Source organism: Natronosporangium hydrolyticum, from assembly GCF_016925615.1.
GTDB lineage: Bacteria > Actinomycetota > Actinomycetes > Mycobacteriales > Micromonosporaceae > Natronosporangium > Natronosporangium hydrolyticum.
Genome location: NZ_CP070499.1, coordinates 3,335,151 through 3,359,156, shown reverse-complemented (window position 1 = coordinate 3,359,156; position 24,006 = coordinate 3,335,151). Strand labels below are relative to the sequence as shown.

Sequence of the window (24,006 nt, the reverse complement as noted above, 5' to 3'; positions counted from 1 at the left end):
GCGTATTCACGAAAGCGGCGATGTCGTCGCCCGATGTGCACAAAGTTATCGTCGCGACACTGGTCAGGGCGGGGTGTAGTAGGAGAGATACGATGATGGGTCGGAGCGCTAACCGTGGTGTGGCGCCGGCCGCGAGCCGCACAGGAAGGGTGGACCCGTGAGCGACGGATCGCCGAGCTCGCTGGCCGGCGAGGAGACCTCCGGCGGCAGTGAACTCGTGGTAGTCACTGGCCTCTCCGGCGGTGGTCGCAGCACGGTCGCCCGCGCGCTGGAAAATGTCGGCTTCTATGTCGTCGACAACCTGCCGCAGGCGCTGCTGCTCGACCTGGCCGAGCTGGCCAGCCGGGCCGGCGGTGCGGTTCGTCGCACCGCCATGGTGCTGGATGTCCGCAGCCGGGTGTTCTCCACCGATCTGGCTGGTGCGATCCGGGCGCTGGCCGAGCGGGGCTACCCGGCGCAGGTGGTCTTCGTCGACGCCGAGGACGACGTGTTGATCCGGCGGTTTGAGAGTGTCCGGCGGTCGCATCCGTTGCAGGGCGAGGGGCGGCTCGCCGACGGCATCGCCGCCGAGCGCAAGCTGTTGCAGGAGGCCCGCGAGTCGGCCGATGTCATCATCGACACCACCCACCTCAATCCGAACCAGCTGCGGGCGAGGGTGGAGGAGCTCTTCGGTGAGGAGGACACCCGCCGGTTGCGGGTGACCGTGCTCTCGTTCGGCTTCAAGTATGGCCTGCCGCCCGACGCGGATTTCGTGCTCGATGCCCGGTTCCTGCCCAATCCGCACTGGGTGCCCTCGTTGCGCGAGCGCACCGGCCGGGATGCCGACGTCAGCACCTACGTTCTGGGGCGCCGGGGGGCGCGCACCTTTGTGGAGACCTGCACTCGGTTGGTCAACGCCACCGCGCCGGGTTTTGAACGAGAAGGCAAGCGGTATATGACAGTGGCGGTGGGTTGTACCGGAGGCAAGCATCGCAGTGTGGCGATCGCCGAGGAGATGGCCCGGCGGCTGCGCCAGCTGCGGCTCGCCGCCCACGCTCACCACCGGGACCTCGGGCGGGAGTGACCTTGGGTGGGGGTCTGGTCGAGGTGAGTGGAGCCGGATGAAGCTGGTTGCGTTCGGGGGCGGGCACGGACTCGGAGCGTCGCTGCGGGCGCTGCGACGCTGCCGACCCGCGCTGGGGCTGCAGTTGACCGCGGTGGTGACGGTCGGTGACGACGGGGGCTCCAGCGGTCGGATCCGGGCGCAGCGGGGCATCGTCCCGCCTGGCGACCTGCGGCAGGCGTTGGCGGCGCTGGCCGATGACGCGGCGCCGAGCGCGGTCACGGCGCAGCTGTTCCAGTACCGGTTCGCGCGCAGCCCGGTCGCCGGTGACGACGACAATCTCGCCGGCCACCCGGTCGGTAATCTGGTGCTGTGCGGCCTGATGGAGCTGCTCGGTGATCCCGTCGCCGCGCTCGACCACGCCGCCGCCATGGTCCACGCGGCCGGCCGGGTGCTGCCGATGTCGCGGGAGCCGGTGGCGATCGAGGCGCAGGCCCGAGGGGGTGACCCAACGCGCCCCGACGAGCTGGTCACCGTCCGGGGGCAGCACGAGGTTGCGATCAACACTGGTCGGGTGGAGGGGCTGCGGCTGTTGCCGGCGGAGCCGGCGGCCTGCCGGGAGGCGGTGGCGGCGGTCCGGGAGGCCGACTGGCTCGTCTTCGGTCCCGGCAGCTGGTATACGAGCGTCATCCCGCATCTGTTGGTGCCGGAGTTGGCGGCTGCGATCCGCGCCAGCGCCGCGCAACGACTGGTCTTGCTCAACCTGTCGGTGGAGCAGGAGACCGCCGGCCTGACCGTGCCGGAACACCTCACCGCGCTATCCGCGTACGGCGGCGGGCTGACCGTGGATGTGGTGCTGGGCGACAGTAGCTCAGTCGACGACCCGGAGCCGCTGCGGCAGGCGGCGCGCAGCGTCGGCGCGAAGCTGTTGCTGGCCCCCGTCGCCGCCGCCGACCAGCCGCATCGTCACGACCCGGTCGGGTTGGCCGATGCGCTGTTGCCGGTGCTGGCCGCCGTTCGTTAAGCAGATACAACCAACCGCGCGCGAGGTGAGACGATGGCGATGACCGCAGCGGTCAAGGACGAGCTGAGCCGCGTTGACGTGGCCAAGCCCTGCTGCCGGCGGGCGGAGATGAGCGCGATGCTGCGCTTCGCCGGGGGGCTGCACATCGTGGCAGGCAAGGTGGTGGTCGAGGCGGAGCTGGACACCGGGGCGGTGGCGCGCCGGTTACGCCGGGAGATCGCCGAGGTGTACGGCTATTCCAGCGAGATCCACGTGCTCGCCTCCGGCGGCCTGCGCAAGGCCAGCCACTACATCGTCCGGGTGGTCAAGGACGGGGAGTCGCTGGCCCGCCAGACCGGCCTGCTGGATGTCCGCGGCCGGCCGGTGCGGGGGCTGCCGCCGCACGTGGTCGCCGGCGGGGTCTGCTGCGCGGTGGCGGCCTGGCGGGGCGCTTTCGTGGCCCACGGATCGCTGACTGAGCCGGGCCGCTCCTGTGCGATGGAGATCACCTGTCCCGGTCCGGAGTCGGCGCTGGCGCTGGTCGGCGCGGCGCGGCGGATCGGGCTGACCGCCAAGGCGCGGGAGGTCCGCGCCGCCGAACGAGTCGTGGTCAAGGACGGCGACGCGATCGCCGCGCTGCTGACCCGACTCGGGGCCCACGGCAGCGTGCTCACCTGGGAGGAGCGGCGGGTACGCCGGGAGGTGCGGGCGACCGCGAACCGGCTGGCGAACTTCGACGACGCGAACCTGCGCCGGTCCGCCCGAGCCGCGGTCGCCGCCGCCGCCCGGGTCACCCGCGCGCTGGAGATCCTCGGCGAGGACGCCCCGGATCACCTCACCAGCGCCGGCCGGCTACGGCTGGCCAACCGGCAGGCCTCACTCGAGGAACTGGGGGCGCTGGCCGACCCGCCGTTGACCAAGGACGCGATCGCCGGGCGGATCCGTCGACTGTTGGCATTGGCGGACAAACGGGCCGCCGAACTCGGAATTCCCGACACGGACGCATCGGTCACCCCGGAGATGCTCCACGCCTGAGATTGGATAGGGTCGCCAGTGGCGGCGACGGGGCCGAAGGTGTGAGTCCTCGACGATGACGAGGGACTAACTGCGCCGGAGTCGGGGAACCGGCGAAGGTGAGAGGGCCGGCCCGGAGCGGTGGCCGGCGACCAGAGTGCAAGGAGACGAGACCTGTGACCATCCGGGTTGGTATCAACGGGCTTGGCCGCATCGGCCGCAACTTCTTCCGGGCGGTGCTGGCGACCAACGCCGACATCGAACTGGTGGCGTTCAACGACCTGGGTGACGCCGCCACTATCGCGCATCTACTCAAGTACGACAGCATCCTGGGGCGGCTGCCGCAGGAGGTCAAGGTCAACGGCGACGAGCTGGTTGTCGGGGGCAAGAGCATCAAGGCCTTCGCCGAGAAGGACCCGGCCAAGCTCCCCTGGGGTGAGGTCGGCGCCGACGTGGTGATCGAGTCGACCGGCTTCTTCACCAACGGCGAGAAGGCCAAGGCGCACCTGGCCGGCGGCGCCAAGAAGGTGATCATCTCCGCTCCGGCGACGAACGAGGACGTCACCGTCGTGCTCGGGGTCAACGACGGCGCCTACGACCCGGCGCAGCACAACGTCATCTCGATGGCCTCGTGCACCACCAACTGTCTGGCCCCGATGGCGAAGGCGATCAACGACGCGGTCGGCATCGAGCGTGGTCTGATGACCACCATCCACGCCTACACGCAGGACCAGAACCTGCAGGACGGCCCGCACAAGGACCTGCGTCGGGCCCGGGCCGCGGCGCTGAACATCGTGCCGACCTCTACCGGTGCTGCCAAGGCGATCGGCCTGGTGCTCCCGGAGCTGAAGGGCAAGCTGGACGGCTTCGCCCTGCGGGTGCCGATCCCGACCGGTTCGGCTACCGACCTCACCGTCACCACCAGCCGCGGGTCCAGCGTGGACGAGATCAACGCCGCGGTGAAGGCCGCCGCCGAAGGGCCGCTCGCCGGGGTGCTGCGTTACACCGAGGACCCGATCGTGTCGGCCGACATCGTCACCGACCCGGCCTCCTGCATCTTCGATGCCGGGATGACCCGGGTGATCGGCGACCAGGTGAAGGTCGTCGGCTGGTACGACAACGAGTGGGGCTTCTCCAACCGGCTCGTCGACCTGGTCAAGCTCGTGGGGTCCAACTGACCATGAGGACCCTCGACGACCTGCTCGCCGAGGGGGTGTCGGGTCGGCGGGTGCTGCTGCGCGCCGACCTGAACGTCCCCCTGGACGGCGATCGGATCACCGACGACGGCCGGATCCGGGCGGTGCTGCCGACCCTGACTGCGTTGCGCGACGCCGGTGCGTCCGTGGTGGTCTGCTCGCATCTCGGCCGACCGAAGGGCGCCCCGGACCCGAAGTACACCCTGGCGCCGGTGGCCCGCCGGCTGGGGGAGCTGCTCGAGTCGCCGGTCGCGTTCGCCACCGACACGGTGGGGGAGGCGGCCCAGACCACCGTCGCCGGGCTCACCGGCGGCCAGGTGGCGCTGCTGGAGAATCTCCGGTTCCAGCCCGGCGAGACGAGCAAGGACCCGGCCGAGCGGGGCGAGTTCGCCGCCGCGCTCGCCGGCCTCGGTGATGTCTACGTCAACGACGCGTTCGGCGCCGTGCACCGGGCCCACGCCAGCGTCGTCGATGTCGCCGCCCAACTGCCCGCGTACGCCGGGTGGCTGGTCCGCGACGAGCTGACGGTGCTGCGGCAGCTCACCGAGTCGCCGGCGCAGCCGTACGTGGTGGTGCTCGGTGGCGCGAAGGTCTCCGACAAGCTGGCGGTGATCGAGGCGCTGCTGCCCAAGGTGGACCGGCTGCTGGTCGGCGGCGGCATGTGCTTCACGTTCCTCGCCGCCCAGGGGCACGAAGTCGGTTCGTCGCTGTTGGAGCGGGAGATGATCGACACCTGCCGGGAGCTGATCGCCCGCGGTGGCGACCGGCTGCTGCTGCCGGTGGACGTGGTCGCCGCTACCGCGTTCGCGGCCGACGCCGACCATGCGACGGTTCCGGTGTCGCAGATCCCGGGCGACCGGCTTGGCTTGGACATCGGTCCGGAGACGGTGGCCCGGTTCGCGCAGGCGATCGGTCAGGCGAAGACGGTCTTCTGGAACGGCCCGATGGGCGTGTTCGAGCTGGCCCCGTTCGCCGCCGGCACCCGCGGGGTGGCCGAGGCGATCGCGGGCGTGGACGGGCTCACCGTGGTCGGCGGCGGCGATTCGGCCGCGGCGGTCCGAGTGCTCGGCCTGCCCGAGTCCGGGTTCAGTCACATCTCCACCGGGGGCGGCGCGTCCCTGGAGTATCTGGAGGGCAAGCCCCTCCCCGGTCTCGCCGCCCTGGAGGCATGATGGCCAAGCCGACCCGCCGGCCGTTGATGGCCGGCAACTGGAAGATGAACGTCAACCACCTCGACGCGATCGCGCTGGTGCAGAAGTTGGCGTTCAGCCTCTCCGAGCAGGAGCTCGAAGCGGTCGAAGTGGTGGTGTTGCCGGCCTTCACCAGCCTGCGCAGTGTCCAGACGTTGATCGACGGTGACAAGCTGAAGCTCGGCTACGGTGCCCAGGACCTCTCCCCGCACAAGCCCGGCGCGTACACCGGCGACATCGCCGGCAGCATGCTCGCCAAGCTCGGCTGCCAGTACGTGGTGGTCGGCCACTCGGAGCGGCGGGCGTACCACGCCGAGGACGACACCGTGGTGGCGGCGAAGGTGAAGGCGGCGCTCGACAACGAGCTCACCCCGATCCTGTGTGTCGGGGAGGGGCTGGAGGTCCGGGAGGCCGGCGAGCACGTGGCCCACACCGTGGCCCAGCTCGATGGCGCGCTCGCGGGCCGGTCGGCCGACGAGGTCGGGAAGGTGGTGGTCGCCTACGAGCCGGTGTGGGCGATCGGCACCGGCAAGACCGCCACCCCGGCCGATGCGCAGGAGGTGATCGGTGCCCTCCGGGCCCGGTTGCGGGAGTCGTTCGGCGACTCGGTCGCCGACGCCGCCCGGATCCTCTACGGCGGCTCGGTCAAGCCCAACAACACCGCCGAGATCATGGCCGAGCCGGATATCGACGGTGCGCTGGTGGGCGGGGCGAGCCTGGTCGCGGACGACTTCGTCGCGATCTGCCGCTACCAGCAGCACCAGAAGTAAGCCCGATCGGGTCGATCATGAGCATAGGGGACGACACGCCGGGCGAGTCTGCTTCTAAGTTCATGATCGACCCGGCGGTGGGGGCGCAGCCAGCGCTTGGGGACCAGCCAGTAGTGGGGGAGCGGATCACCCTCTCGGTCGGCGCGCCCGCGCACGGCGGCCACTGCATATCCCGAGTGGACGGCCGGGTGATCTTCGTCCGGCACGCGCTCCCCGGGGAGCAGGTCGTCGCTGAGATCACCGAGGTCCGGCGGGGCTACCTGCGGGCCGACGCGGTCGAGGTGTTGATCGGTTCCGCGGAGCGAGTCACCCCACCCTGCCCGTACGCCCACCCCGGTGGCTGCGGCGGCTGCGACCTGCAACACGCCAGCCAGGCCGCGCAGCTCGACTGGAAAGCTGCGGTGGTGGCCGAGCAGCTACAGCGGCTCGGCGGGCTCACCGAGTCCGAGGTGGCCGCGATCGGCCTCGATATCGCCCCGCTGCCGGGTGGGCTGCTCGGCTGGCGTACCCGGCTCCGGCTCGCCGTCGACAACGACGGGCAGGCCGGGCTGATGGCGCACCGCTCGCACGAAGTCGTGCCGGTCGACCGCTGCCGGATCTCCCACCCACACATCCAACTGCGCCAACTGACCGCCCAGCCGTGGCCAGACGCGGGGGAGGTGGCGGCGACCGCCGGCGCGACCGGTGAGGTCACCGTCCGGAGCATCAGTCCGGCCGGCACCAGCCTGGTCTCCGGACCGGAGCAGATCACCGAGACGGCGGCCGGCCGGCGCTGGGAATTGCCACCGGAGGTCTTCTGGCAGGGCCATCCCGCCGCCGCGGACGCGCTCGTCGCGACGGTCCAGGAGCTGCTCGCTCCGCAGCCGGGCGAGTCCGGCTGGGACCTCTACGGTGGGGCCGGCCTGTTCGCGGCCGCGCTGGCCGAGTCCGGAGTGGCTCCCGTGACCCTGGTGGAGTCGCACGCCGCGGCGGTGGCGGCGGCCGGTGACAACCTGTCAGACCTGCCCCAGGTCACGGTCCGCCGGGATCGGGTGGAGCGGGCGCTGCAGCGCCGTCAGCTGCCGACCCCGGTCGACCTGGTGGTCCTCGACCCGCCGCGGGCCGGGGCGGGATCCGCCGTCACCAAAGCGATCATGGCTGCCCGGCCACGGGCGGTCGCCTACGTCGCCTGCGACCCGGCGGCGCTCGCCCGCGACCTGCGTACTTTCCGGGAGCATGGCTGGCGGCTGGCGTCGCTGCGCGGGCTGGACTGCTTCCCGATGACTCACCACATCGAACTCGTGGCGTTGCTGCTGCCGGCCTGACCCGGGATCATCGGGCCAACCAGCCGCCGTCGACCGGCAGCAGGATCCCGTTGACGTAGTTGGAGCCAGCGGTGGCGAGGAAGACGGTGGCGGCGGCCAGATCGTCCGGTCGCCCCCACCGCCCGGCCGGGATGCGGTCCAGAATCGCCTGGTTGCGGGCCTGGTCGTCCTGGAGCGCCCGGGTGTTGTCGGTGGCGATGTAGCCCGGGACGATGGCGTTGACGTTGACGCCGTGGGGCGCCCACTCATTCGCCAGCGCCCTGGTCAGCCCCGCCAAGCCGGACTTCGCCGCGGTGTAGGCCGCCACATTGATCCCACCCTGGAAGCTCAGCAGCGACGCGGTCAGCACCACCTTCCCGTAGCCGCGGGCCACCATCTCCCGCCCGATCCGTCGGGTCAGCACGAACTGGCTGGACAGGTCCACGGCCAGGACCTCGTCCCAGAGCTCGTCGGAGTACTCCAGCGCCGGCGCGCGGGCGATCGTTCCGGCGTTGTTGACCAGGATGTCCACTGGCCGTTCTAGCCCGCACAGCTGCTCGGCCAGCCCCGTGACCGCTGCCCGATCGGCGAAGTCGCACCGGTACCCGGTGAATCTCCGGCCGGCGTCGGTCACCGCTTGCTCCACCTGGCTTCCGTGCTCCGCCAGGTGCGCTGAGACGCCGATGATGTCGGCGCCGGCCCGCGCCAGCGCCTGGGCCATCGCCAGACCGATCCCCCGCCGAGCCCCGGTTACCACCGCGAGCCTGCCCGACAGGTCGAACAACTGATCCGTCACCATCACTCCTCACCGCGCCCGACGTCCGGCCCGCCTGGTTCCTGGCCGGCGCAGTCGACCAGTACCTTCATCACGTCACCGCCAGACTCCAGCGCGGCGAATGCCGCCGCCGCGCAGGTGAGCGGCTCCACTCGGGTCACCAGCCGGCTCGCCGGGATGGTTCCGTCGGCGATCAGCTGGACCGCCCGTTCGAAGTCCGACCGCTCGTAGACCCGCGCGCCGAGCAGGGTCAGCTCGCGCAGGAACACCCGGTGCAGGTCGACCGTTCGCGGTTCGGAGTGGATGCCCACCACCACCAGCCGCCCGCGCACGGCCAGCACTGACAGCGCCGTCGCCAACCCGGGCGCGCTGCCGGAGACCTCGAACGCGACCGCCGCCCCCGCGCCCCCGGTGCGCTCCCGGATCTCGGCCTCGATTTCTTGCCCACCCGGCGCCCCGCCGGGGTCCAGCACGCTGAGCCCCAGCTGCTGGGCGATCCGTCGCCGGTGCGGGTCCGGTTCGACGACCACCACCTCCGCACCCACCGAGCGGGCCACGCAGGCGATCAGCACGCCCACCGGGCCGCCACCGATCACCACCGCCGACTCGCCGGCCAGCAGGCCCGCCCGGGTCACGTCGTGTACGGCGACCGCGGTCGGCTCCACGAGTGCGGCATCGCGCAGCGGCACCCCATCCGGCACCCGGACCAGGAGCTCGGACGGCACCGTCCATCGTTGCTGCATCGCGCCCGGCGAGTCGATGCCGAGGAAGTCGAGCCGGTGGCAGATATGCCGGTGGCCGGCGAGGCAGGCGGGGCAGGACCCGCACCACCGCAGCGGCATCACGGTCACCGGGTCGCCGACTCGCCAGCCGGACACTCCCGGGCCGAGGGCGGTGATCCGCCCCGACATTTCGTGGCCGAGCACCGCCGGCACGCGTACCCGGCCGTCCATCGCCCCATGTCTAATGTGCAGGTCGGTACCGCAGATGCCGGTGAACTCGACGCCTATCTGCACCTGCGTCGGTCCTGGCGGTACCGGCTCCAGCTCGGCCACGGCGATCGCCGCGTCACCGAGGTAGCGTGCCGCATGCATCAGTGTGTGCTCCTTCCCGATGGTCGCTCAACCCAACCGTTGCCCGGCCCGCTCTGGTCGGACATGCGGCCCGGCGGGCTGGTCGCGTGAGCGATGGTGGCTGCTGGCGGCGATCGCGGCTGCATCGACCTCGATGCCCAGACCGGCCGAGTCGCCGAGGATGAACGCGCCGTCCTCGACTTCGACATCGGTAGTGACGCCGATCGGTGGCTGCAGGTCCTGTAGCTCGCTGACGAGGTGGTTGGGCACCGAGGTCGTCGCGTGCAGCAGCCCGACCGGAGTGTTGCCGACCGCGCTGACCGGCAGGTCGTGCGCGTGGGCCACGGTGGCCACTCGCAAGAAGTGGGTGACCCCCCAGACGGCCGCCGTCTGGACGATGTCTATCGCTCCGGCGGCGAGCAGCGGACGGTACTGCTCCAGCCCGGTGAGGTTCTCACCGCTGGCGACCGAGGCCCGGATGCCCCGTCCGACGGTGGCCAGGCCTTCGGCGTCCCAGCGCCGGACCGGCTCCTCCACCCAGCTGAGGTCTAGTGTCCGTTCCAGCTCGCACACGTGGCGGACCGCCTGCTTGCGGCTCCAGGACTCGTTCGCGTCGAGCATCAGCCCGGGCCGCGCTCCGTCGCCGGCCTTCGTCAGCAGCTCACGCACCAGCGTCAGCCGGCGCCGGTCCCGTTCCACATCGAGACCGCCCTTCAGCTTGGCCGCCCGTAGGCCCCGCTCGGCGTAGGTCTGGTAGACCGCGACCAGTTCGTCGTCGGTCAGGTCGATGTCGAGACCCGACGCGTAGGCGGGAACCCGCCGGTCCCGGCCGCCAAGCAGGCGCCACAGCGGCTCTCCGGCGGCCTTCGCTTTGATGTCCCACAGGGCGGTGTCGAGCGCCCCGATGGTACCGAAGACTGCTCCGGTGTGGCCGGCTTTGAAGGTCTGCCGGAGCATGCGGTCGTACAGGGCGGTGACCCCACGGGGGTCCTCACCCACGATCGCTTCGAAGACGACCTCCAGCAGTACGTGCGGGCCCAGCCCGACCCCGGTGATCCCGACGTCGGTCTCGACCAGCACGATCGGCACCAGCACGACGCCGTCGGCGAAGACGCCGTTGGCGTCGCCGACCGGCCGGTCCCATTCCTGCAGGGTGGTCAGGGCGCGAAACCCGGTGATCCGCATGTCAGCCTTTCGTGGCACCGGCGGTGATCGCGTCGACGATCCGGCGCTGGAAGAAGAGGTAGATGGCGAGCACGGGTACCGCGGCGATCAGTACGCCGGCAGCGAAGGTGGGGATGTTGTCGGAGTACTGCCCGCGCAGCGTCGTGACTCCGATCATGAGGGTGCGCTGGTCGGCCGACCGCATCACCAACAGCGCGATGAGTACGTCGTTCCAGCAGAACAAGGCGTTGAGGATGCCCACGGAGAGCAGCGCCGGTTTGCCCAGTGGCAGCATGATCCGGCGGTAGACACCGTAGAAGGTGTTGCCGTCGACCCGGGCCGCATCCACCAACTCCCGCGGGATGCCGCTGAAGTAGCTGGTCATCAGGTAGATCGTGAACGGAAGAAACTGCGCCACGTAGGCGAGGATCAGCCCGGCGTAGGTGTCCAGCAGGCCAACGTCGGCCATGGTCCGGGCGAGCGGGACCATGATGACCTGGAAAGGGACGAACAAGGCGGCTAGGAAGCCCAGGAACAGCACCCGCGAGCCGCGGAACCGGAGGTGGCTCAACGCGAAGCCGGCCATCGAGCCGAGCAGCAACAGCAGCGCCACGGCGATCGACACCACGACCACCGAGTTGACGAAGTAGCGGGCCATGCCCGCGGTGGTCCAGGCGGCGACGAAGCTGTCCCAACGGATCGACTCGGCGAGGGCGAACCGGTCGAGGACGTACTCCCGGCGGGTCTTCATGGCGACGTTCGCGGTGAACACCAGCGGATAGATCGTGGCCACGGCGAGCGCCGCCATCGGGATGGCGAGGAGCCAGCCGGTCCTGCGAGCGCTTCGCATCAGTCTTCCCTCCCTGCGCGACGGAGGATCGCCACCTGTACCAGGCCAACCACCAGCATGATGAAGAAGAGCACCGTCGAAGCGGCCGACGCGAGAGCGGGCCGGTTCATCTGACCCATCTGGACCCAGATGTAGTACTCGGGCAGGTAGGTGGCTCCGCCGGGCCCTCCGCTGGTCATGACGTAGAGCAGCGCGAACATGGAGGTGAGTAGGCCGATCATGGTGGTGACGACGACAAACTGGATGGTCCGGGACAGGCCGGGCAGGATCACGTGCCAGATCACCTGGGGGAGTGAGGCGCCATCCACCCGGGCGGCGTCCAGCAGGGCGTGGTCCAGGGTGGCGAACCCGGCCAGGAAGATCACCAGGGCCATCCCGAACGTTGCCCAGATGTGCACCCCGACCACCGTGAACATGGCGAGCTTCGGATCGCCGAGCCAGTCGATCGGGCCGAGCCCGACCGTCCCGATCAGCCGGTTCAGCGGACCGTTGTAGGCCAGCAGCAGGTTGAAGATGGCGCCCGCGATGACCGGCGAGAGCACGGCCGGGAAGAAGTAGACACTGCGGTAGAACCGATGTCCGGGCACCCGCAGGAAGATGAAGGTCGCGAGGGCACCCGGAATCGCCACCGCCACCGGCAGCAGCAGCACCAGCAGCCCGACATTGCGCAGCGCGATCTGAAACAGCGGGTCCCGGAACAGTTCAATGTAGTTGGCCAGGCCGACCGGCTGCCCGTCCCGGTCGAGGTCGCCGGTGAACGAGAAGTTGATGCCGAGCGCCAACGGCCACAACCGGAACGCGACGATGATGAGCACCGCCGGAGCAACCAGGATGTACGGGGCCAGCCGGTCACTGGTGAGCCGGCGGCGGTTGCGCGGCGGGCCCGACCGAGTGCCCGGATCGGGTCGGCGGCTCCGGCGGTCGCTCGCCCGGCCGTTGTCGGTCCGGCCGGCCCCGGCCGGCCGGACCGACAACGGTGTCCCTTCAACCGCCACGGGGTCACTCCGCCTGATCGGAGGCGGCCAGCTGTTCCAACGCCTCGTCGACGGTGACCGAGTCGGAGAGGAGCTGCTGCGAGAGCCGGCCCATCAGCTCCTGGGTGGCCGACGAGAGCGCCACGTGCAGGGCGGGCTTACCGGTCTCGAGCTGCGCCACGAGGGTGCCGGCGGCGGCGCCGCTGCCCGAGGTGTCGATCGAGGTGTCGGAGGCGATCGCGCCGGACTCGAGGTAGAAGGCGGTCAGCGCGTCGGTCGAGGTCAGCGATCGGACCAGGTCGGCCGCGAGCGCCGGATCGGCGGTCCACCGCGCAACCCCGTACCCGATCCCACCGTCATAGGGCAGCAGCGGCGCCGCGCCGTCGGTGACGATCGGCGGGTCCATGACCCCGACCGCGTCCTCGCCGAGGAACTCGTTGAAGTCCTTCCAGTGGCCGATGTCCGACATCAGCCCGATGACGTGCGCGGCCTCGCCGGCCTCGAAGATCGCGAACATGTCGGTGAACATGGTGGTCGAGTTGACGCCCGGGTTGTTCAGGCCGGTTGTCTCGACCTCCGTCCAGAGCTCGAAGATCTGCCGCACATTGGGCGCCTGCCAGTCCCGCTCACCCTCGATCCAGGCGTCGTACTCGGCCGGCGTGAGGATGCTCGGGCCCATGCCGGACATGAAGAACTGGATCCCGCTGCCCTCTTGGTTGCCCATCGCGAAGCAGTGGGCTCCGGTCGCGTCCTCGATGGTCGCGCAGTTGTCGAGGAACTCGTCCCAGGTCGCCGCCGGCTGCTCCGGGTCGAGCCCCGCCTGCTCGTAGAGGCCCTTGTTGTAGTAGACGGGGTGACCTTGCAACGTCACCGGTGCTGCGTAGATCTCACCGTCGTCGCTGAAGGCCTCCCAGCCCGCGAGCCGTTGCTGGTCGTCGGCGACGTAGTCGTCCAGCGGGACCAGCGCGCCGGTCCGGTCCCGGAGCTGCCCGCCGCCGTTGAACATGATGACATCCGGCCCTTCGCCCGCCTGGATAGCGGCGCCGAGCAGGGTGTAGTACTGGTCGAACGGCTGCGCGACGAACTCGACCGTGGTGTCCGGGTGCTGCTCGGCGAAGTCGGCTCTCGCTTGCTCGAGGTAAGCCGCCGCGGAGGCATCGCCGGATTTCCAGTCCCAGACCACGAGCGTGTCGGTTGCGCCGCCCGAGCTGGTTCCAGATCCGGTGGCGCTTCCGCAACTTGTCAGGGCCAGCGCCGCCACCAGGACAACCGGTCCGTAAATCTTCTGCCTCATCGGCGATCACTCTCCAGATATGGTCGTACGGCTAGCCGACCTTTGCCGAGATTGGCGCCGAACGTAACTCGTATGACGTCACATGTCAACATCGCAGACGTACACTGAATTCGACCCGCACGTCAGGCCACGTGCTGTAAGCCGCCGCTCCGGAGGGGATAATGACCGCATCGCAGCAGTCGACCGCGAGCGCTTCACCGCCTTCGGTTTGGGCGCGCCGGCCGGCGAACCTTACCCGTGCGGTCACCGCTGAGCTGGTGGAGCGCATTGTCCGGGGCGTCCACCCGCCGGGCACCCTGTTGCCGGCCGAACCCGCCCTCTGCGAGACCTTCTCGGTGAGCCGGACCGTCGTCCGGGAAGCAGTGAAAATGCTGCAGGAAAAGGGGCTGGTGCAGGTCCGTCACGGCACCGGCACCATGGTCAGCGCGCCGCCCATGTGGGACATGCTCGACGAGCTGGTCCTGGCGGCGAGCATCGCACAGGACGACAGCCTGGCGATCCTCGACGATGTCGTGGTCACCCGGCGGTTGTTGGAGTCGGACATGGCCAACGTCGCCGCCCGGCTCGCCAGCCCCGACATCATCGAACAGCTGCGGGGGCTGGTCGATCGGATGGATGAGCTCGTCGACGACCCGGTCACCTACGCCGAGCACGATCGTGCCTTTCACGACCTGGTGATGCAGGCGTCCGGAAACCGCATCGCCCGGGCCGTGGTGCGGGCGCTGGAGAGCCAGGTCATCAACACCGCCCGCTACATGGGCCAGCACCAACGCAGCCTGTGCGTGGCGTCCAACCGCGGGCACCGGCGCATCTACGAACGGATCGCCGCGCACGATCCCGACGGTGCGGCGGATGCGACGTTCGCCCATATCACCGAGGCCTGGCTGGTCCGCCGTACCGCCCCCGGCGAGCCGGTGCGGCTGCACCGCTGAGGCGAGAGCGCGGGCGGCCCACCGAGCGGGCGGCCCACGGCGCGGGCCGCCCGCTCGGTGCCGGTGGTAACGAGATCAGCCTCGCTGCCACAGTTGATTGGTGTCGCCGTGACAGGTCCAGAGGTGCACCAGGCCGCCGTTCTCGGTGGCGAAGCCGCTGACGTCCAGACAGAGGTCCGACGCTGCGTTGGTGATGGTGCCGTCGGGGTGCAGGTCCCACTGCTGGTTCAGCCCGCCGTGGCAGGTCCAGATGATCGCCGCGGTGCCGTTCTCGACGCCGCCTCCTTCGGCGTCCAGGCAGCGCCGTGAGCCCCCCGAGTAGACGGTGAGTTCACCGGCGGCGGTGTAGGTCCACTGCTGGTTGGCGCCGCCCCAACAGTCCCAGATCTGCACCTGGGTGCCGTTGTCGGTGGTCTCGCCGGGGACGTCGAGGCACTTGTCGGACCCGACCCCGCGCAGCTCCCCGGCCGGAGCACCATCGGTGGGCCCGGCGTTCGCCATGATCTCGGCGGCTGCCGCTGGCGGATTGTTGGCTGCGAAGACGGTGTTGCCCTGGACGATGTTGCCCCGCTCACCGTGGGGTATGCCGGTGATATCGGAGCTGGTGGAGAAATTGCCGGTCAGGGTCAGGTCGCCGGTGTTGTGGCCACCCTGGATGTTGGCGTGCGCCCACTGGCCAGCGGTGTTCATGAGGACATTGTCGGTCGCCGTGAAGTAGCGGGAGCCCTCATCGAAGTAGAGGCCGAGCTGGCCGGTGTTTTCGCAGAAGTTGCCTGCGACGCTGCTGTTGGGGTGCGCCGACAGGGCGTAGATGCAGCCGGCGTCCCAGAGCGTCTGGACGGTGTTCCGGAGGTAGTTACCGACGATGTGGACGTCGGTGTGGGTGGTGGGGGTGTCGTAGATCGGCTGGAAGTCGTAGAGCCCACGGTCGACGTACTCCTGGGCGCCGCCCTCGTCGTTGGCGCCCCACCCGTACCCGACGGCGATGCCGCTGTAGGGCATGTCGGCGATGTAGTTGTGCTCGATGTCGAGTCTGGTGACATAGGTGGCGAGGATCGCTACCGTGTCCAAGTATTCGCGTACCGTGTCGTAGATCTGGTTGTTGCTGATGACGATGTCGCGGTTGACCATGCGCGGATCGGACGGGTGGTGCGCGTCCGGGCGGACGCCGCCGACCGCGATGGCGCCGGCGGCGCTCTCGGTGAAGGTGTTGCCGACGACCGTGACGTCGTGGGCGCCCAGCCCGACCCCGGTGGCGTGGGCGTTGTCATCGTTGCCGATCCCGAGCCCGATTGAGCCGAGGTTCACGAAGGTGTTGTTCTCGAAGGTGATCCCGTCGGCGGCTGAAACCTGCACCGCCCCGGGCATCTGCGACCAACTGTTACGGGCGCCCTCGAACCCGTAGCAGCCGCGCGAGCACGACTCGAAGGCGTCCGCGGGTCGATGGGGCTGGACCCCGGTGATGAACGTGCCGGTCTGCTGGTTCGCGTACCCATCGGATGAGCCGGGGTGGAGCCAGCTGGTGCCGGCGAAGGTGAGGCCGGCGAAGTGGAGGGCCTCGGCCGGCTGGTCATAGGAGCCACCGACCTGGATCAGCGACTCCAGCCGGGGGAGTTCGACCTCGGCGGTGGCCAGGTCCTGGCCGGGCAAGGGTTGGTAGTAGAGGGATCCGGCCTCGGTGTCGAGATACCACTCACCGGGCTCGTCGAGGAACGCTCGGTTGTTGACCAGGAAGTACCTCGGTCCCAGGTACGGGTTCTGGACCGTGTCCCACCCGTAGGTGTTGTTGTCCCAGGCGGGTTGCTGCATGGTGACCGTGCTCCCGGAGATGCTCTCCACCGGGGAGAACCGGTTGGTCCAGGTCAACTTGGTCTGGAACTCGATGCTCTGCTGGTGCGGCAGCGACGACAGATAGTCGAGGTCCGAGTTGTGGATGGTGAACCCGGTCGAGTTGAGCTCGACGTCGGCTGGGGACAGGCTGATCCGGGCCCGCTGTGCCGGGACCCCGTCGACGTAGAGCTGGCGGGCGTCGACCCCGGTGCCGACGTCGGCCCGGTAGACGCCGGTAGCCGGGTCGTCGAGCTGCCAGCCGGTGACCGGTTGCGCTCCGGTCAGGACGGGCTCTGCTCCCGGTGCTGCCTGCCAGGTTACGGTGTGCCCATTGCGGCCAGAGTCGGCGGCGTCGAACCGCAGCGGCGTGCTGAGCCGGTAGGTGCCGTCCAGGAGGTTGACAGCGACGTCACCATCGCCCGCAGCCGCGGCCTGCTGGGCGCGCTGCTGAGCTTCGGCGAGCGTCGCCAGCGGCTGGTCGGCGGTCCCCGGGCCGTTGTCGTCGGCGTTGCCGGTGCCGGGAGCTGCGACGAAGATCGGGTAGGTGGCCGGTTGCTGGGCGTGGGCCGGGGTTGTCGCCAGCCCGGCCAGGCTACCGGTGGCGAGAATGACGGCGAGCCCCAACGCGGTTGCCTGCCGGCGTAGCGGGGGTGAACGGTGCATGGTTCTTCCCTTCCCTGCGTGCGGGTTTCAGGTTGTGGGCAGGGCCGGACGTGCCGCGCGTTCCGCCGACTGTGTCCGGCCCTGCCGGTCACCGAATGGTCAGTCGAAAGTCCATTGCTGGTTGCTGCCACCGGAGCAGCTCCAGAGCTGGAGCTGTGCGCCGTTGGCGCTCGAGACACCCACGACATCGAGGCACAGCGCCGAGTTCGCCGCCGTTATCGAGCCGTCCCCGTGGTGCTGCCATTGTTGGTTGGAACCACCGTGGCAGGTCCAGACGATGACCGGGGTGCCGTCGGTCGTGCCGGCTCCGGATGCGTCAAGGCACAGCTGCGATGCTCCGGAGTAGACGGTGAGCTGGCCGGAGCCGGTGTGGGTCCATTGCTGGTTCGCGCCGCCCCAGCAGTCCCAGATCTGCACCGCGGTGCCGGGCTCAGTCGACTGTTCCGGCACATCCAGACAGCGGTCAGAGCCAACTCCCCGGAGCTGACCAGAATCGCCGCCAGGGTCAGCGCCGTTCAGGGCGGCGAGGACGGCGTGGTAAGCCGGCTTCTTCTGGTAGTTGGCGTCGAACAACAGCGGGGTGTCGTTGGGGCGCCAGGTGTGCTGGTCGGTGATGCCCCAGGTGGTGATGCCGGTGCAGCGGGCGACCGCCAGGCACGCCTCGGTCACCTGCTGGTACACGGCGGCCTGCGCGGAGCCGGAGCCGCCGACGTCCAGTTCGGTGATCTCGACATCTATGCCGAGGTCGGCGAAGCGCTGCAGGTTCGCTTGGTAGCTGCTGAGGTCGGAGTCCCAGCTCAGATGAGACTGGATTCCGACACAGTCGATCGGCACGCCGCGGGCCTGGAAGTCGATGACCATGTTGTAGATCGCGGTGCTCTTGAGGTTGATCCCGTCGATGCTGTAGTCGTTGTAACAGAGCTTGGCGTTCGGGTCGGCCGCCCGGGCGGCGTGGAACGCCTCTTCGATCCAGCCCTGGCCGAGCTGCTGCTGCAGGTTCGACTGCCGGCGGGTGCCGTCCCATTCGAAGGCCTCGTTGACCACGTCCCAGGCGTAGATGTCGCCGCTCCAGTGACCGGCGACGCCGTTGATGTGGTCGATCATGGCTTGGCGCAGGTCGTTTCCGCTGAGGCCCTGGACCCAGCCGGGCTGCTGAGCATGCCAGACCAGGGTGTGGCCGCGCACCAGCATGCCGCGGCTACGAGCGTGTTCGACGAGTTGGTCACCGGCGCTGAAGTTGAACTGGCCGCGGCTCGGCTCGGTGGCATCCCACTTCATCACGTTTTCGGCGACGATCGCGTTGAACTCGCGGTCGAGTGTGGTCACATAATTGGTATCGTTGAGGAGTTCTGGCACCACGGCGGCGCCGAAGTAACGGCCGCTCTGGGCGGCGGCATCGCCGAGTGTCTCGGCGGCCTGGGCGGTTCCCGGTGACCCGACCACCGCAGTGGTGGTTGCCAGGCCGGCGATCGCCACGGTGGCGAGGGCGGACCGAAACCGGTGGCGCCATCGTTCGGACGAGCTACGGATCATGTTGGCTCCCTCTTCGGAGTGGGGGTGCGGTCGTGCCGACGACGACCGGCAGCGACCGATGCCCGTACCACCGCCCGGCGGGTAGGGGCTCTTGACTGCGTGGCTCAGGCTCCGGTTGAGTAGGCCGAGGGTACTGACATCAGACGTATGATGTCAACGGATTGACGGGCATTCCTGCCCAACGGCTGCGGGGGCCCGGCCGAAGCCGGACCCCCGCAGCTCAGGGCGCGGTCGCGTCAACCGCGCCAGTTGTCCTGGAAGGAGCAGCCGGGCCCGGCCGTGCCGGACCGGTTATCGCCGCTCTCCCACTCCACGCCACCGTCGGGATTGCGCTTTATGTACTTGTACTCGAAGCTGGCCCCGGTCGGGAGCGCCACCTCGGTACGCCAGATCGGGTAGTCCGCCGAGGACATCGCTGGCCCGTTCGCCGGCTGCCAACCACCGAGCGCCGCCAGGTCACCGACGACGTGGACCTGCTGGCCCCACCAGGTCTCGGCGGTCACCGCGAATTCGCAGCCGGCCGGCGGCTCCGGATCGTCGCCGTTTCCGGGGTCACCGGACCCGGTCTCACCGCGGTGCAACGCGATCACCGAGTCGCCACCCAGATTCGCCTGGAAGCTCCCGTCGGCAGCCACCTGGTACGCGGCACCGGTGCAACCGCCGTCGCCGTCGCTGCGGCTGCCGCTGGCCACGTTGCAGTAGCTGCCAGCGGGCAGGCCGGTCTGGAAGGTCTGGCCATTGAGGACGCCGCCGCGGTTGAAGACCGCATATCCGAGGTCACCGCGGCTGAACCCGGCGGCGGCGCCGCCGTTGCCGGTCCACACGTCGGCAATCGGCGCGTCGCCGACCTGGTTGCGGAAGCCGACGAGGCCGGCGACCGCCGGGTTGCGGTGCTCGCAGAACCAATCGCCGGAGCCGCAGTCGGTGGCCGCGGTCAGCTCACCCGCCGGGTTGCCCGGGGCGGTGCCGGTGCTCGGCGGACCCTGGATGGTACTGGTGAACGGGTAGCTCGACATCACCTTCGGGGTGCCGTACGGGTGAGCCAGCATGAAGGCCTGGGCCACGTCGTGTGCCGACCCCATCCCCTGGTAGCTGATGGACGGGTCCTCGCGTTGGGTGTCGTGGTTGTCGATGAAGACCACCGCCTGGTGAGCCGGCAGCGACATCTGTCCCGGCAGGGCGTTGAGCGCCCCGCTGAGCTGGCCGTCCCGCAGCTGGGCGCCGACCTGCCGGTGGTAGCGGAACTCGGTTACGTCACCCAGGCCCGCGTACGCCGGTGGTCGCAGTGAGTCCGGCCCGCCGCCCTCGATCACTTCCTGGAAGATGTACGGCTGCTCGCCGGTGCCCGGGACGGGGTCGAGCATGCCGTAGATCGCCGCGAGGTCGGCCGGCGGCATGTGCTTGGCGGCGTCGACCCGGAAGCCGGCCACCCCGATCGCGATCATGTCGTTCAGGAAGTCGGCGAGCTGTTGCTGGACGTGCGCTGTGCTGGTCCGGAGATCGGAGAGGGCGAGCAGTTCGCAGTGCCAGACCTCATCCGGGTCGTCCCAGTTCGCGATGTCGCGACGGCAGTCGCTGAAGTCGCTGTCGGAGTACGGCACCTCCGGGTACTCGTACTTGCTGAACTGGCCGCCAGCGCTGCCGGGGCCGCTGCCGATCGAGCCGGTGCCGGTCATGTGGTTGATCACCGCGTCCACGTAGATCTGGACGCCGTGGTCGCGGCAGGTCTCCACCATGTCGATGAAGTCGGCCCGGGTGCCACGCCGGGTGTTGTCGAGCCGGTAGGAGACCGGTTGGTAATCCTGCCACCAGGGGTGGTTCTCATCCGGGAGCACCACGTGCTCCTGCGGCGGTGACACCTGTACGGCGTGGTAGCCGGCCGGGCCGAGGACATCGGCGCACTCCTGGGCCACCGACTCCCAGCGCCACTGGAAGAGGTGGACGATCGTGCCGCCCACCGAGGAGTCGGCAGCGGTGGCGGTTTGGCTGGCGGCTGGGGTCGCGGCCGCGAGGACCGGGCCGGCCGTCGGCGGGAGCGTCGCCGCGGCCGTGGTCACCGCCAGCGCTGCGCCGGCGGCGAGGAACCTTCGTAATCTCATGCGAGACCTCCTTCGCCCGGCGGTGGGGACCGCCGGGACGCACGCAAGCCGACTCGCGCCGGCGCGTCGACGGTCGCCGGTGGAGCGGAATGCAATCTCTTGGAAAGTTGCAGAAAGATTACCAGGTGATTTCTGTCTCGCAAGAGGTTGGTGTCGATTCTGTGGACCCGTCTACGGGGGAAAGCAAGCCCTGCCGGTCATTCCGAAAGAAGTTGCAGAGTTGCTGTCGGGACTTTCCGGGCTTCTTCCGGTCGACTGGTACCGTCCGCAGCCGCGTGGGTCGGTTGCCGTCAGCTGCTTCGCGGGTGACCTGGGACGCGGCCCCCCTGCCGTCGAGCCCGGTCAGGCTCTAGAGTATGCGGTTGTGAACCCCCCGCTTCCCGTTTCTCCTCGGGCCCGCTGGTCCGCCGGCCGGACCCGTACCCGGGCGGTCGCGGCGGCCACCGCGGTCGCGTTGCTGGCGACCACCGCCTGCAACGGCGGCGAGGGCGACGACGCGCAGGAGGCGCCGCAGACCGGTGGCACCCTCTATGTCGATGTGCTCGCGTTGCCCAACTACCTTGATCCGCAGCTCGTGCAGACCGGGGTCGAGGCCAACATCAGCAACCTGCTTGGGCGCACGCTGACCGGCTACCGGTCGGCGCCGGGCGCCGCCGGCAGCGAACTGGTCCCGGATCTGGCCACCGACACTGGCCGGCCCAGCGAAAACAACACCGTCTGGGAGTTCACCCTCCGCGAGGGAGTCCGCTGGGAAGACGGCGAGCCGGTCACCTGCCAACACGTCAAGTACGGCGTGGAGCGGCGGTTCTCCGAGCTCTCCGACCGGCAGACCGGGGCGGTCTACCCGCTCACCTACCTGCGGGACAACGAGCCGGCCGGCGACGACGAGCCGGAAGGTCGGGTCTATCGGGGCCCCTGGGTCGACAACAACAACGACGGCGCGGGGCTCGAGTCGATCGAGTGTGTCGACCAGCGGGTGATCAGGTTCCACCTGGTGCAGCCCCGCAGCGACTTCAACTACACTGTCTCGTTGCCGGTGTTCGGGGCCGTCCCACCCGGCGCCGACGACGACCGGGACGGCTACAACGAGCAACCGCTCTCCAACGGTCCATACCAGATCGCCAGCCACGAGCCGGGCGAGCAGCTGGTGCTGGAGCGCAACCCACATTGGGACGCCGCCACCGATCCGCAGCGCGGCGCGTACCCGGACCAGTTGGTGATCGAGGCGCTGGGCGACGCCGCGGTCGCCACCAATGACCTGGTCAACGACGCCGGCGGGGACCGTTCCCGGGTGATGCTGGACATGGACGTCGCGCCGACCTTCCTGCAACAGGTGATGACCGATCCGGTGCTCGCCACCCGGGTGGCGACCGGTCCGCGGGGGGCGGTGCGTTATCTGGCGGTCAACACCGCGCTGGTGGCGGATGAGCGATGCCGGCAGGCCCTGTCTTACGCGATGAACAAGCGGAAACTCCGGTCGGTCTTCGGTGGGTCGCTGCTCGGTGACCTGGCGACCACGATGATTCCGCCGAACCTGCTGGCGCACCAGGAGTTCGACCATTACGACACGATCGGCCAACCGGATGGGCAGCCCGATCGCGCGGCGGAGCTGCGGGAGCAGGCGGCAGCCGACGGCGCCGACTGCCCGGATGAGATCACCTTCGCTTTCCCGGACAACGCCGAGCTGCGCCGGATGGCGAATGTCGTGGTGGAGTCGTACCAGCGGATCGGGGTGCAGGTGGCGCTGGAGCCGATCGACCTGCAGGAGTACTTCGTGCAGGTGCTGGGGGAGCGGCGGGGGGAGTTCCACCTGACCTGGATCGTCTGGACCCCGGACTGGCCCAACGGCTCCTCGGTGATCCCGCCGCTCTTCGACGGGCGGGAACCCACCTACAATCTGTCACAGCTCAACGACGACCAGATCCACGATCTGATCGACGAGGCGTTCGCCGAGCCCGACCCAGAGCGGCAGTACCGGCTGTGGGGCGAGCTGGACAGCTTGGTGCTGGAGACCGGGGCGGCGATCCCATTGATGTATAGCGACGCGCTGCGGATGTACGGATCGAACGTGCGGGGGGTGTTCATCCACCCGATGGCGGGTATGCCGGATTTGGCCTCGATCGGGTTGGCCGACCCTGCGTTGTCCGAGGCATCGGATGGGTAGCTATCCTAGAGCGGCGGAACGGCGAGCAACCGACCTTAAGGACTGACCTCACGATGCCCACCTGGTTCCCGTACATGTTGATCCTGCTGCTCATCATCACTAGCGTGGTGTTGACGGCGCTGGTGTTGCTGCACAAGGGCAAGGGCGGCGGACTGTCGAGCATGTTCGGCGGTGGGGTCACGTCGAATTTGTCTGGTTCGTCGGTTGCCGAGAAGAACCTCGACCGTTACACGATCCTGGTCGGCCTGGTGTGGTTCGCGTGCATCGTGGCGTTCGGTCTCTGGCTGCGCACCGTCGTCACGATCTGATCGGTCTGGCCGCCAGCCACGATCCATCCCGCCGCCGGCCGGCCCCGCCTAGTGCGGTGTCCGGACCCCCGGGTTGATGCCGGCTGCCGCCGCCCGGTCGAGCAACCACAGCGTCCGCTCCACCCCACCCACGCCAGCCGCGGGGATCTGGTCCGGGCCGGCGCCACTGAACGCCGCCTCGATCGCGTCGGCCTTCTCCGCCCCGCCAGCGATCAGCCATATCTGGGCGGCGGAGTTGATGGCCGCCTTCGTCAGCGTGATCCGGGTCGGTGGTGGCTTCGGCGCCCCCCGGACCGCGCACGCCGTCCGGATTTCGTAGCCGGCCGGGTGCTCCGGGAAGATCGACGCCACGTGCCCGTCCTCGCCGACGCCGAGCAGCAGCACGTCGAAGTGGGGGAGTTCGGCGGGGGCGCCGACATCCGCGAGCTGCCTGGCGTAGCGGGCCGCGGCCGCGTCCGGGTCGGCGCCGGCCGGGCCGTCGGTGGCGGGCATCGGGAGCACCGTCGCCTCGTCGAACAGCGACCCGAACGCCTCCCGCGCCTGGGTCTCGTTGCGCTCGGGATCCCCAGCGGGCAGGAACCGCTCGTCGCCCCACCAGAACGTCACCCGGGACCAGTCGACGGTGTGCCGGGCGGGACTGGCAGCCACTGCCCGGTAGACCGCGGCCGCCACCCCGCCGCCGGTGAGTACCACCGAGGCCGAGCCGCGGGCCGACTGGGCGTCGACCAGCGAGACCAGCAGGCGGGCCGCCACGGTGTGGGCCAGCAGCTCTCGGTCCGGGTGTATGACCACATCGGTGTTCATGCGGACTCCTCTTCGTCGCCGGTCGGAATCACGTCACCGGCCGGG

Annotated in this window: 20 protein-coding genes; 10 read left to right on the top strand and 10 right to left on the bottom strand. The window is 69.6% G+C overall.

Translation table 11 applies throughout. The annotated features are described in order from the left end of the window. Positions 1–157: 157 nt before the first annotated feature. The 7 genes from rapZ (at position 158) to JQS43_RS14880 (ending at position 7,519) form a co-directional block, all read left to right on the top strand. On the top strand, positions 158–1,063 hold the full coding sequence (gene rapZ / locus JQS43_RS14910; protein WP_239674992.1) for an RNase adapter RapZ: 906 nt from the start codon (positions 158–160) through the stop codon (positions 1,061–1,063). 37 nt (positions 1,064–1,100) lie between these two features. Continuing rightward, positions 1,101–2,066: a gluconeogenesis factor YvcK family protein gene (locus JQS43_RS14905; RefSeq protein ID WP_239674991.1), complete on the top strand. Its 966-nt coding sequence runs from the start codon at positions 1,101–1,103 to the stop codon at positions 2,064–2,066. A 33-nt stretch (positions 2,067–2,099) separates the two neighbouring features. Next, positions 2,100–3,080: a DNA-binding protein WhiA gene (whiA, locus tag JQS43_RS14900; protein WP_239674990.1), complete on the top strand. Its 981-nt coding sequence runs from the start codon at positions 2,100–2,102 to the stop codon at positions 3,078–3,080. Between the two features lie 155 nt (positions 3,081–3,235). Further along, positions 3,236–4,237, top strand: a complete 1,002-nt coding sequence (gene gap / locus JQS43_RS14895; protein ID WP_239674989.1) for a type I glyceraldehyde-3-phosphate dehydrogenase — start codon at positions 3,236–3,238, stop codon at positions 4,235–4,237. Beyond that, complete coding sequence (locus JQS43_RS14890; RefSeq protein ID WP_239679450.1) at positions 4,234–5,427, top strand: phosphoglycerate kinase; 1,194 nt, start codon at positions 4,234–4,236, stop codon at positions 5,425–5,427. Before gap ends, JQS43_RS14890 begins: the two co-directional genes overlap by 4 nt. Beyond that, positions 5,427–6,215 (top strand): triose-phosphate isomerase, encoded by a 789-nt coding sequence (gene tpiA, locus JQS43_RS14885; RefSeq protein ID WP_239674988.1) that lies wholly within the window; start codon positions 5,427–5,429, stop codon positions 6,213–6,215. Before JQS43_RS14890 ends, tpiA begins: the two co-directional genes overlap by 1 nt. Before the next feature lie 62 nt (positions 6,216–6,277). Further along, positions 6,278–7,519: a class I SAM-dependent RNA methyltransferase gene (locus JQS43_RS14880; RefSeq protein ID WP_239674987.1), complete on the top strand. Its 1,242-nt coding sequence runs from the start codon at positions 6,278–6,280 to the stop codon at positions 7,517–7,519. Between the two features lie 7 nt (positions 7,520–7,526). Here JQS43_RS14880 and JQS43_RS14875 read toward each other — a convergent pair whose 3' ends face one another. From JQS43_RS14875 to JQS43_RS14850, 6 genes are read right to left on the bottom strand one after another with little or no spacing between them, the layout of a single operon-like run. Next, the gene (locus JQS43_RS14875) at positions 7,527–8,297 is read right to left on the bottom strand and encodes an SDR family oxidoreductase (RefSeq protein ID WP_239674986.1); all 771 of its coding nucleotides are present in this window, start codon (positions 8,295–8,297) and stop codon (positions 7,527–7,529) included. Next, entirely contained in the window at positions 8,297–9,367 is a 1,071-nt protein-coding gene (locus tag JQS43_RS14870) for a zinc-dependent alcohol dehydrogenase (protein ID WP_239674985.1), read from the bottom strand. The genes JQS43_RS14875 and JQS43_RS14870 overlap by 1 nt, the downstream gene beginning before the upstream one ends. A 27-nt stretch (positions 9,368–9,394) precedes the next feature. After that, entirely contained in the window at positions 9,395–10,549 is a 1,155-nt protein-coding gene (locus JQS43_RS14865) for a mandelate racemase/muconate lactonizing enzyme family protein (protein WP_239674984.1), read from the bottom strand. Further along, entirely contained in the window at positions 10,533–11,360 is an 828-nt protein-coding gene (locus tag JQS43_RS14860) for a carbohydrate ABC transporter permease (RefSeq protein ID WP_239674983.1), read from the bottom strand. The genes JQS43_RS14865 and JQS43_RS14860 overlap by 17 nt, the downstream gene beginning before the upstream one ends. Further along, positions 11,360–12,355 (bottom strand): carbohydrate ABC transporter permease, encoded by a 996-nt coding sequence (locus tag JQS43_RS14855; protein WP_239674982.1) that lies wholly within the window; start codon positions 12,353–12,355, stop codon positions 11,360–11,362. The genes JQS43_RS14860 and JQS43_RS14855 overlap by 1 nt, the downstream gene beginning before the upstream one ends. Positions 12,356–12,359: 4 nt before the next feature. Beyond that, positions 12,360–13,628 (bottom strand): ABC transporter substrate-binding protein, encoded by a 1,269-nt coding sequence (locus tag JQS43_RS14850; RefSeq protein ID WP_239674981.1) that lies wholly within the window; start codon positions 13,626–13,628, stop codon positions 12,360–12,362. 161 nt (positions 13,629–13,789) lie between these two features. Between JQS43_RS14850 and JQS43_RS14845 the strand changes: the two genes are divergently transcribed. Next, entirely contained in the window at positions 13,790–14,560 is a 771-nt protein-coding gene (locus JQS43_RS14845; RefSeq protein WP_239674980.1) for a FadR/GntR family transcriptional regulator, read from the top strand. A 75-nt stretch (positions 14,561–14,635) separates the two neighbouring features. Here JQS43_RS14845 and JQS43_RS14840 read toward each other — a convergent pair whose 3' ends face one another. The 3 genes from JQS43_RS14840 to JQS43_RS14830 all read right to left on the bottom strand — a co-directional run bounded on the left by JQS43_RS14840 (position 14,636) and on the right by JQS43_RS14830 (position 20,685). Next, positions 14,636–17,053, bottom strand: a complete 2,418-nt coding sequence (locus JQS43_RS14840; RefSeq protein ID WP_239674979.1) for a ricin-type beta-trefoil lectin domain protein — start codon at positions 17,051–17,053, stop codon at positions 14,636–14,638. 99 nt (positions 17,054–17,152) lie between these two features. Next, on the bottom strand, positions 17,153–18,586 hold the full coding sequence (locus tag JQS43_RS14835) for an endo-1,4-beta-xylanase (RefSeq protein ID WP_239674978.1): 1,434 nt from the start codon (positions 18,584–18,586) through the stop codon (positions 17,153–17,155). 236 nt (positions 18,587–18,822) lie between these two features. Beyond that, complete coding sequence (locus JQS43_RS14830; RefSeq protein ID WP_239674977.1) at positions 18,823–20,685, bottom strand: carbohydrate-binding module family 20 domain-containing protein; 1,863 nt, start codon at positions 20,683–20,685, stop codon at positions 18,823–18,825. Positions 20,686–21,049: 364 nt separating this feature from the next. Between JQS43_RS14830 and JQS43_RS14825 the strand changes: the two genes are divergently transcribed. Next, positions 21,050–22,849, top strand: a complete 1,800-nt coding sequence (locus tag JQS43_RS14825) for an ABC transporter substrate-binding protein (protein WP_239674976.1) — start codon at positions 21,050–21,052, stop codon at positions 22,847–22,849. 53 nt (positions 22,850–22,902) lie between these two features. Beyond that, a complete protein-coding gene (secG, locus tag JQS43_RS14820; protein ID WP_239674975.1) occupies positions 22,903–23,157 on the top strand; it encodes a preprotein translocase subunit SecG in 255 nt (84 codons plus the stop codon). A gap of 48 nt (positions 23,158–23,205) precedes the next feature. Here the strand turns inward: secG and pgl are convergent, their stop codons facing one another. Next, positions 23,206–23,961 carry a 6-phosphogluconolactonase gene (gene pgl / locus JQS43_RS14815; protein WP_239674974.1) on the bottom strand — a complete coding sequence of 252 codons (756 nt, stop codon included), beginning with the start codon at positions 23,959–23,961 and terminating at the stop codon, positions 23,206–23,208. Positions 23,962–24,006: the final 45 nt, after the last annotated feature.

Excerpts from the sequence above, each read along its gene's own strand:
- JQS43_RS14835 (WP_239674978.1), bottom strand. The coding sequence starts at position 18,586 with ATGATCCGTAGCTCGTCCGAACGATGGCGCCACCGGTTTCGGTCCGCC.
- JQS43_RS14880 (WP_239674987.1), top strand. The coding sequence starts at position 6,278 with ATGATCGACCCGGCGGTGGGGGCGCAGCCAGCGCTTGGGGACCAGCCA.
- whiA (WP_239674990.1), top strand. The coding sequence starts at position 2,100 with ATGGCGATGACCGCAGCGGTCAAGGACGAGCTGAGCCGCGTTGACGTG.
- JQS43_RS14870 (WP_239674985.1), bottom strand. The coding sequence starts at position 9,367 with ATGCATGCGGCACGCTACCTCGGTGACGCGGCGATCGCCGTGGCCGAG.
- JQS43_RS14840 (WP_239674979.1), bottom strand. The coding sequence starts at position 17,053 with ATGCACCGTTCACCCCCGCTACGCCGGCAGGCAACCGCGTTGGGGCTC.
- pgl (WP_239674974.1), bottom strand. The coding sequence starts at position 23,961 with ATGAACACCGATGTGGTCATACACCCGGACCGAGAGCTGCTGGCCCAC.
- JQS43_RS14850 (WP_239674981.1), bottom strand. The coding sequence starts at position 13,628 with ATGAGGCAGAAGATTTACGGACCGGTTGTCCTGGTGGCGGCGCTGGCC.
- JQS43_RS14845 (WP_239674980.1), top strand. The coding sequence starts at position 13,790 with ATGACCGCATCGCAGCAGTCGACCGCGAGCGCTTCACCGCCTTCGGTT.
- JQS43_RS14830 (WP_239674977.1), bottom strand. The coding sequence starts at position 20,685 with ATGAGATTACGAAGGTTCCTCGCCGCCGGCGCAGCGCTGGCGGTGACC.
- JQS43_RS14860 (WP_239674983.1), bottom strand. The coding sequence starts at position 11,360 with ATGCGAAGCGCTCGCAGGACCGGCTGGCTCCTCGCCATCCCGATGGCG.
- JQS43_RS14905 (WP_239674991.1), top strand. The coding sequence starts at position 1,101 with ATGAAGCTGGTTGCGTTCGGGGGCGGGCACGGACTCGGAGCGTCGCTG.
- secG (WP_239674975.1), top strand. The coding sequence starts at position 22,903 with ATGCCCACCTGGTTCCCGTACATGTTGATCCTGCTGCTCATCATCACT.
- tpiA (WP_239674988.1), top strand. The coding sequence starts at position 5,427 with ATGGCCAAGCCGACCCGCCGGCCGTTGATGGCCGGCAACTGGAAGATG.
- JQS43_RS14875 (WP_239674986.1), bottom strand. The coding sequence starts at position 8,297 with ATGGTGACGGATCAGTTGTTCGACCTGTCGGGCAGGCTCGCGGTGGTA.